At 71.0% G+C, this 8,519-nt stretch carries 7 protein-coding genes; 3 read left to right on the top strand and 4 right to left on the bottom strand.

Annotation, left to right across the window (positions count from 1 at the left end):
- Positions 1-568: 568 nt before the first annotated feature.
- Positions 569-2,422, top strand: coding sequence for a 5'-nucleotidase C-terminal domain-containing protein (locus ABZ434_RS35770; RefSeq protein WP_359146190.1), 1,854 nt, complete (start codon positions 569-571; stop codon positions 2,420-2,422).
- A 168-nt stretch (positions 2,423-2,590) separates the two neighbouring features.
- Complete coding sequence (locus tag ABZ434_RS35765; protein WP_359146187.1) at positions 2,591-3,484, top strand: phosphatidylinositol-specific phospholipase C; 894 nt, start codon at positions 2,591-2,593, stop codon at positions 3,482-3,484.
- 9 nt (positions 3,485-3,493) lie between these two features.
- Here the strand turns inward: ABZ434_RS35765 and ABZ434_RS35760 are convergent, their stop codons facing one another.
- Entirely contained in the window at positions 3,494-4,291 is a 798-nt protein-coding gene (locus ABZ434_RS35760) for an alpha/beta hydrolase (RefSeq protein ID WP_359146184.1), read from the bottom strand.
- An 88-nt stretch (positions 4,292-4,379) separates the two neighbouring features.
- Between ABZ434_RS35760 and ABZ434_RS35755 the strand changes: the two genes are divergently transcribed.
- Positions 4,380-4,955 (top strand): TetR/AcrR family transcriptional regulator, encoded by a 576-nt coding sequence (locus ABZ434_RS35755; protein ID WP_359146181.1) that lies wholly within the window; start codon positions 4,380-4,382, stop codon positions 4,953-4,955.
- 10 nt (positions 4,956-4,965) lie between these two features.
- Here the strand turns inward: ABZ434_RS35755 and ABZ434_RS35750 are convergent, their stop codons facing one another.
- From ABZ434_RS35750 to ABZ434_RS35740, 3 genes are all read right to left on the bottom strand, one after another.
- Positions 4,966-6,372, bottom strand: a complete 1,407-nt coding sequence (locus ABZ434_RS35750) for a HAMP domain-containing sensor histidine kinase (protein WP_359146178.1) — start codon at positions 6,370-6,372, stop codon at positions 4,966-4,968.
- Positions 6,369-7,097, bottom strand: coding sequence for a response regulator transcription factor (locus ABZ434_RS35745; protein ID WP_148019481.1), 729 nt, complete (start codon positions 7,095-7,097; stop codon positions 6,369-6,371). Before ABZ434_RS35745 ends, ABZ434_RS35750 begins: the two co-directional genes overlap by 4 nt.
- Before the next feature lie 93 nt (positions 7,098-7,190).
- On the bottom strand, positions 7,191-8,330 hold the full coding sequence (locus tag ABZ434_RS35740; RefSeq protein WP_359146174.1) for a trypsin-like peptidase domain-containing protein: 1,140 nt from the start codon (positions 8,328-8,330) through the stop codon (positions 7,191-7,193).
- Between the last annotated feature and the right edge of the window lie 189 nt (positions 8,331-8,519).

Here is an 8,519-nt window from a genome sequence, read left to right as displayed (position 1 = left end):
AATCGCCGGACGGGCTTGGTGGCGCGGGTGCCCCGCCCCGGCGGCGCGTTTGCCCGGTGGGTGGGGGTCCGGGGTCCCTCCGGGGCGTCTCCTCAAACGACGAACGTTCCGCGGGTACGCAGCGAACCCGGGTATCCGTTCGTCGTCCTGCGGGGACTCCCCTGCACGCCCCCGGCCCCGGCCGTCCTGCGTCTGCGGATCAGCCCGACGACTGTCGCAGACGCGAGTGATGTCGGGTGGGGACGTGCAGGGCAGTCCCCGCAGAAAATGGCGTACGACCCGGGTACGAGTGCGTTGTCGGGTGCACACGCCATTTTTGAGGAGTCTGCCCGGAGGGGCACCGCCCCCACCCCCCGGGCACGGCGCCCCGCGGGGCACCCGCACCAAAGCCCGTCCGGCGATTGAGGACGGAACCCCATATGGGTGAATGGCCCCGTTCCGCTCGGGCGGCAACCTATTCGTAACCCCAAACATCTGTCGCGCTACGCGCGTTGACTCTAGGCTGCGGCACGCAGTCTCCAGACTCGTCACCACCCTCACACCACCCGCTGAACTCACAAGGGGACCGATGTCAGCGACACCGCAGAAGAACCGCGCGTCCCGGCGGGTGCTCGCCGCCGCAGCCGGTCTGGCCACCGTCGGCGCGCTGGTCGCCGCCATGCCGGCCGGCGCCCACGGGCACGGCAAGGACCGCGGCCACCACACGCCGGCCCGGACCGTCGACGTGCAACTGCTGTCCTTCAACGACCTGCACGGCAACCTGGAGCCGCCGGCCGGCTCGGCCGGATCGGTCACCGAGAAGCAGGCGGACGGCACGACGAAGGCCGTCCCGGCCGGCGGCGTCGAGTACCTCGCGTCCTCGCTGCGGGCCGCGCGCAAGGGCCACCCGTACTCCATCACCGCGGCCGGCGGTGACATGGTCGGGGCGAGCCCGCTGCTGTCGGGTCTCTTCCACGACGAGCCGACCATCGAGGCGCTCAACAAGATCGACCTCGACGTGACGACCGTCGGCAACCACGAGTTCGACGAGGGTGCCACCGAGCTGGGGCGCCTGCAGAACGGCGGATGCCACCCGGTCGAGGGCTGCTACGAGCAGGGCAAGAAGTTCGAGGGCGCGGACTTCCCGTACCTCGCCGCCAATGTGACGGACGAGAAGACCGGCAGGCCGATCCTCAAGCCGTACACGGTGTGGAAGAAGAACGGCGTCAAGATCGGCTTCATCGGGGTGACCCTGGAGGGCACGCCGAACATCGTGACGGCCAACGGCGTCAAGGGTCTGAAGTTCCACGACGAGATCGAGACGGTCAACAAGTACGCCAAGGAGCTGGACCGGCAGGGCGTGAAGTCCATCGTCGCGCTGATCCACGAGGGCGGCGCCCCGGCCTCGTCCGCGTACAACTACGACTGCGACAGCCCGGGCGCCGGTGACGGCATCTCCGGGCCGATCACCGACATCGCCAAGGGCATCTCGCCGAAGGTCGACGCGCTGGTCACGGGCCACACCCACCAGGCGTACGTGTGCACGATCCCGGACCCGGCGGGCAACCCGCGCCTGGTCACCTCGGCCTCGTCGTTCGGCAAGCTCTACACGGACACGACGCTGACGTACGACCGTCGCACCAAGGACATCGTGCGCACCGCGGTGAAGCCGTCGACGTCTTCGAAGCACCCCGCGCCCGCGAACCCGGTCTCGGCGAACCACATCGTCACCCGGGACCAGGCCAAGGCCACCGACATGACGGACCTGATCGCCCGCTGGAACACGCTCGCGGCGCCGATCGCCAACCGGCCGCAGGGCTTCATCTCCGCCGACATCAACGGCCGCGGCTCGACGGCCCCCGAGAAGCCGCTCGGCAACCTGATCGCCGACGCGCAGCTGGAGGGTCTGGCCCCGGCGGACAAGGGCGGGGCGGTCGTCGCGTTCATGAACCCGGGCGGTATCCGTGCCGACCTGGTCTACAAGGCGACGGGCAGTGAGGGCGACGGCGTCGTGACGTACGGGGAGTCCTTCACCGTGCAGCCGTTCACCAACATGATGAACGTCGTCGACCTGACCGGTGCGCAGCTGGTGTCCGCGCTCCAGCAGCAGGTCAGCGGTTCGAACGAGGCCAGCCCGAAGATCCTCCAGATCTCCGAGGGCCTCACCTACACCCTGGACATGACGAAGGCCGGTGCGGACCGCGTGGTCACCGGCACGATCCGTCTGAACGGTGAGGCGATCGATCCGGCCAAGTCCTACAGGGTCGCGATGAACGAGTTCCTGGCAGGCGGCGGCGACGGCTTCGCGGCCCTCGGAGCGGGCACCAACAAGCTCGTCGGCCCCTCCGACCTGGACCTGTTCAACGCCTACCTGGCGGCGCACTCCACGGCCTCGGCGCCGCTGGCCCCGCCGGCGACGGACCGGATCACGGTCGTCCAGTAGGGCGTACGGCACCAGAGGATGCGCGGGCGGGGCGAAGGCCCCGGCCCGCGCATCCGTCGTTTTCGCGCCGCTCCGGGGCCCGGGTCGCGCCGCCCCGTTTCCTGTGTGATGTGTACGGGTCATACTCCGGGGGCTGACCCCACACGGCACCCCCGGAGGCGTCCCCGCATGAGCCCGTACACCGTGAACCGCAGACACTTCCTGGCCGGAGCGCTCGCCGTTTCCGCCACCGCCCTCGTCGGTGCGGCGCCCGCCCGGGCCGCGACCCGGCGAGCCCTCACCGTGCAGGACTGGATGAGCGGCATCGCGGACTCCACCGCGCTCCAGCGGCTCACCGTCCCCGGCTCGCACGACTCGGGCGCCCGCTACGGCGGCCCCTGGACCGAGTGCCAGAACACCACGATCGCCGAGCAGTTGAACAGCGGGCTGCGCTTCCTCGACGTACGGTGCCGGATCACCGGTGACTCGTTCGCCATCCACCACGGGGCCTCGTACCAGAACCTGATGTTCGGCGATGTCCTCGGCGCCTGCTGGGACTTCCTTGCCCAGCGGCCGACGGAGACGGTTCTGATGCGGGTCAAGCAGGAGTACTCGGAGGAGAGCGACGCAGCGTTCCGCCGGATCTTCGACCTGTACCTCGATGCCAAGGGCTGGCGCCCGCTGTTCCACATCGACTCCGCGCTGCCGACGCTGGGCGGGGCCCGCGGCAAGGTGGTCCTGCTGGCCGACAACGGCGGTCTGCCCGGGGTGCGCTACGCCGATCCGGGGCTCTTCGACATCCAGGACGACTACATGGCAGAGCCGTTCGCCAAGTACCCGAAGATCGAGGCGCAGTTCCGCAGGGCGGCTGCGGAGCCGGGCAAGTTGTTCATGAACTACGTGAGCACTGCGGCGCTGTTGCCGCCCCGCTGGAACGCCGACCGGCTCAATCCCCAGGTCCACTCCTTCCTCGACTCCTCGGGGACGGCGGGATGGACCGGGCTCGGCATCGTCCCGCTGGACTTCCCGGCGACCCGGACGGGGCTGGTGGAGTCGCTGATCAGGCACAACCCGACGAGCTGAGCCTGGTGTTCACAGGGTCGCGAGGAATTCCCCGACCGCCTGGGCGAATCCCTTCGGGTCCTGCAGCTGGACGAAGTGATCCGTCTCCAGTGTGACGAGCGAGGTGCGCGGGCGCAGTGACGCCATCGAGGCGGCCTGCTCGGCGGGCAGGACCTGGCTGGTCCGGCCGTTGACCACCAGGGCGGGGCAGTCGCTCGCCAGCCACGTTGCCCAGTGGTCGCCGTGCACCTGCCGCTCGGAGTCGAGCGTGTCCTGCGGGTGGAACGGCAGCCGCCAGCCGTCGCCGTCCGGCAGGGGCCGCAGGGTGGGTGCCACCATCGGGCCCACCGGACCGCAGGCGCTGATCAGTTCCTCCCGGGTGGGCGCGGTGTACGGGAAGCCCGCGAGGAAGGCCAGCGGGCCCGGCTCCTGGTGCGGCAGGTCGGCAGGTGTGTCGACGCTGATGAGGGCTGTGACCGCGGAGGGCCGGGCGGCGGCGAGGTGCAGCGCGTTGATACCGCCGAGCGAGTGCCCGACTGCGACGACCGGGCCGGTGCCGAGGTGGTCGAGCAGGGCGGTCAGGTCGCTGACGTAGCCCTCGCGGCTGTAGTCGTCAGCCCGGTCGGAGTCGCCGTGACCGCGCTGGTCGGGGGCGATGACCCGCCACTCCGGGCCGAGCTCGGCGGCCAGGTCGTCGAAGGAGGCGCCCTCGGAGAGGTGGCCGTGCAGGGCCAGCAGCGGGCGGCCGGTGGCGGGGCCGTGGTCGAGGTAGGAGAGGCGGCGGCCGTCGATGGTCAGTTCACGTCGGGATGCACTGTGCTGAGTCATGACGGTGACTGTACGCGTGTGTAGATCGCATGCGCAATACGTCTGTATAGATCGCTTGCCCAAGCGGCGGAGCCGTACGATCCCGGGCATGGGAAACCGTGAGGATCTACTGGCCGGGGCCAGGCGTTGTCTGGAGGAGAAGGGGTACCTCCGCACCACCGTGCGCGACATCGCCACTGCTTCCGGGGTCTCGATGGCGGCGATCGGCTACCACTTCGGTTCCCGTGAGGCCCTGCTCAACCAGGCGCTGTTCGCGGCGATCGACGAGTGGGGCCAGGCGTTCGGCGCGGATGTGGGGGAGGGGAGCGGGTCGGCCGCGGAGCGGTACGCGGACATGTGGACGCGGGAGATCACCTCGTACCGCACCGACCGCTGGCTCTGGATCGCCTCGGTGGAGGCCTTCGTCCACGCCCAGAGCTCCCCGGACCTGCTTGCCCTCCTGGCCGCCGGTCAGCGCGAGGGTCGCCGGGGGGTGGCGGCCCAACTGACCGGGGTGCCGGAGGCGGAGGTCTCGGAGGGGGATGTGCGGGGGCTCGGTTCGGTGCAGCTCGCGCTGATGAGCGGCGTGATGATCCAGTGGCTGACCGACCCCGAGCAGGCACCGGACGCCGCCGGGATCGCGGCGGGGCTGCGGGCACTGGCGGAGCGGCTGGAGGGGCCGTAGCCCCGCGCGCTCATCCCTGCGGCGGCTCCGGCGGCGGCTGGGGCGCCCCCGGGAGACGGATCGCGGCTTCGGTGCCGCCGCCCGGCGCGGGGCGCAGATCGATCTCGCCGCCGGCCTGCTGGACCGTACGCGCCACGATCGACAGGCCCAGGCCCGAGCCGGGCAGCTGGCGGGCGGACGGGGAGCGCCAGAAGCGTTCGAAGACGTGGGGGAGCTCATCGGCGGGGATGCCGGGGCCGTGGTCCCGCACCGTCAGCTCGCCGCGGTGCAGGTTCACCTCGATCGTGCCGCCCCGCGGGCTGAACTTCACCGCGTTGTCCAGGACGTTGACGACCGCCCGCTCCAGCGCCGCCGGTTCGGCGCGTACGTACCAGGGGGCCAGCTCCGCGTCGATGGTCAGCTCGGGGCCGCGCAGACGGGCGCGGTCCAGGGCGGTGCGGGCGATGTCGTGGAGCGCGACCACCTGGAGCGGTCCGGGGTCCGCCGCGTCCGGGCGGGCGAGTTCCTGGAGGTCACCGATGAGTGAGGCCAGCTCCGTCATCTGTGCCTTCACCGAGGTCATCAGTGCCTTGCGGTCGTCCGGGGGGATGGCCCTGCCCGTCTCGTCGCTGCGTGCCAGGAGTTCCACGTTGGTGCGGAGCGAGGTGAGAGGGGTGCGCAGCTCGTGGCCGGCGTCGGCGATGAGCTGGGCCTGGCGGTCGCGGGAGGTGGCCAGGGAAGCGGTCATCGAGTTGAACGAGCGGGACAGGCGCGCGATCTCGTCCTCGCCCTCGACCGGGATGCGGACCGTGAGGTCCTCGGTCCGGGCGACGTGCTCGACGGCCTCGGTGAGTTCGTCGACGGGCCGCAGGCCGGAGCGGGCCACCCAGAGGCCGGCGGCGCCGGCACCGATGACGCCGATGCCGGAGACGAGGAGGAGGACCCAGGCGAGGGTGGAGAGGGGTTTGTCGATCTCGCTCAGGGGGCGGGCGATGGAGACGGCGAGGTCGGTGGGCCCCTTCACCGGTGCGGTGTAGACGCGCATCTTCACGCCGTCCGCGTCGGTCGCCGAATGGAGCACGCTGGAGCGTTGGTGACCGACCACCGCGAGGTCGGCCTGACTCACCGGGAGTTCCGACGACTCGGGGGCGAGGCACACCGTTCCCTGGGCGTCGATGAGCTGGACGGTGAGGCCGGAGTAGGGGCGGGGCGGTGCCTGGGCGGCACCCCGGCAATAGGTGTACAGGCTGGTCAGGTAGCGATCGTCGACGTTGGAACTGCGCAGGGTCGTGTCCAGCTGATGCTCCAGCTGCGCTTTCGTCACGAACCAGCACGCGCCGGCCACCGCCGCCACCGCCACCGCCACCGCGGTCGCGACCAGCAGCGCCAGCCGGGAGCGCAGGGGCAGGGCGCGGATCCGCTGGAGTGGGCCCGTCATCCCTCGCCCCCGCCCGAGCGCAGCGCGTACCCCACACCGCGGACCGTGTGGACGAGACGCGGTTCGCCGCCCGCCTCGGTCTTGCGGCGCAGGTACATCACGTACACGTCCAGGGAGTTGGAGCTCGGTTCGAAGTCGAAGCCCCAGACAGCCTTGAGGATCTGCTCACGGGTCAGCACCTGGCGCGGGTGCGCCAGGAACATCTCCAGCAGGGTGAATTCCGTACGGGTCAGCTCCACGTGGCGGGTGCCGCGCATGACCTCGCGCGTCGCCAGGTCCATGCGCAGGTCGGCGAAGGCCAGCACGTTGTCGTCGGGGACGGGGCCCGCCGCGGCCGCGTACGAACTGCGGCGCAGCAGGGCCCGGATGCGGGCGAAGAGCTCGTCCAGCTCGAAGGGCTTGACCAGGTAGTCGTCGGCGCCCGCGTCGAGCCCGGTGACGCGGTCGCCGACGGTGTCGCGGGCGGTGAGCATCAGGATGGGCGTGGTGGTTCCCGTGGCCCGGATGCGGCGGGCGGCGGTCAGCCCGTCCATCCGCGGCATCTGGATGTCGAGGACGATGAGGTCGGGGTCGTACGACTCAGCCTTCGTGAGGGCGTCGAGACCGTCGACGGCGACCTCGGTGCCGTACCCCTCGAACGCGAGGCTGCGCTGCAGGGCCTCACGCACGGCGGGTTCGTCGTCGACGATCAGGATGCGCTGCGGATCGTCTTCGGCGGGGCTCATCGCTGCTTCGTCCTCTTCTCGTTCCGTAAGGGCCGGGCGGTCCCCAGCTTCTCAGCCTCGCGCCGCCACCCGCGCACCACCGCGCGGCACGGCTCAGGAGCTGTCGCCGGCCCGCAGGGTGTCGAGGTCGGCCTTGAGGGTGTTCACCGGGATGGCGAAGCCGAGGCCGACGCTGCCCGCGCTGGAGCTGCTGGAGCCGCTGGACGAACTCGCTGAGTACATCGCGGAGTTGATGCCGATGATTTCGCCGTTCATGTTGATCAGGGCGCCACCGGAGTTACCGGGGTTCAGTGAGGCGTCGGTCTGGAGGGCCTTGTACGTGGTGGTGGAGTCGCCCGTGTCGCCGTTGAACTGCTGTCCGCCGAACTCGAACGGCCACTGCTGTCCGCCGCCCTGCCTGCCCTGGCCCTGCTCCTGGCCGCTGCCGCTGTCGCTGTCCTTGGCGACCGTGACGTCGCGGTCGAGCGCGGAGACGATGCCGCTGGTGACCGTGCCGGTGAGGCCCTCCGGGGAGCCGATCGCGACCACCTGGTCGCCGACGGCGACCTTGGAGGAGTCGCCGAGCGTGGCCGTCTTCAGGCCGCTCGCGCCCTGGAGCTTGATCAGCGCGAGGTCCTTGTCGGCGTCGGTGCCGACGACGTCGGCGGAGTAGGTCTTGCCGGTGCTCAGTGTGACCTTGATGGACGAGGCGCCGGCGATGACGTGGTTGTTGGTGACGATCTCGCCGTCCGGCGTGATGACCACGCCGGAACCGGTGGACTGGCCCGCGGTCGAGGTCGCGCCGATCTCCACGATCGTGGGCGAGAGGGCCGCGGCCACGCCGGAGACGGTGCCCTTGTTGCTCTGCGAGACGGTGGTGCCGGGTACGACGCCGGCGGCCGTGCCGCTGGTGTCGTTGTCGGTGAGCTGCCCGATCACGGTGGCGGTGCCGCCTCCGACGATCGCGGCCGCGATGGCCACCGCCGCGAGGAGTGCGACCGGCCGGCGGGCGCGGCGACGGGAGGGGGCGGGCTCGGGTGCGGCCTGCGGCAGCCCGTGGAAGCCGTCACCGCCGTGGCCCGCGCCGCCGGAGTGTCCGCCGGCTGTGCCGGGGGCCGGCCACACGGTGGTGCCGGGGCCCATCGCGACCGGCTGGACGGGCTCGTATGACGGCGGCGGCGGGTAGGCCGCGTCGCCGTTGCCGTACGAGGGGTACATCGGGTACTCGCCGCTCGGGCGCTGGCTCTCTGTCATGTCTACGAGAGTGTCCAGCGAACATGAGAGGACCCTGAGTACGCCCTGAGAAGCCCGGCAGAAGCTCGTATGCCCGATATAAGGGCCCGACTCCCCCTAGGGCGTGTTTCGAAAGTAGCGCCGTCCGCCCGGAGGGCGGGTCCGGCGGCGTCTGGTGCGTGCGATCGCAAGGCGGAGGGTCGCCCCGAT

It is taken from the genome of Streptomyces sp. NPDC005761, assembly GCF_040630635.1.
In the GTDB taxonomy this organism is placed as follows: Bacteria; Actinomycetota; Actinomycetes; order Streptomycetales; family Streptomycetaceae; genus Streptomyces.
Note: the sequence above shows the minus strand (reverse complement) of the source record. Positions and strands in the feature narration are given on the sequence as shown.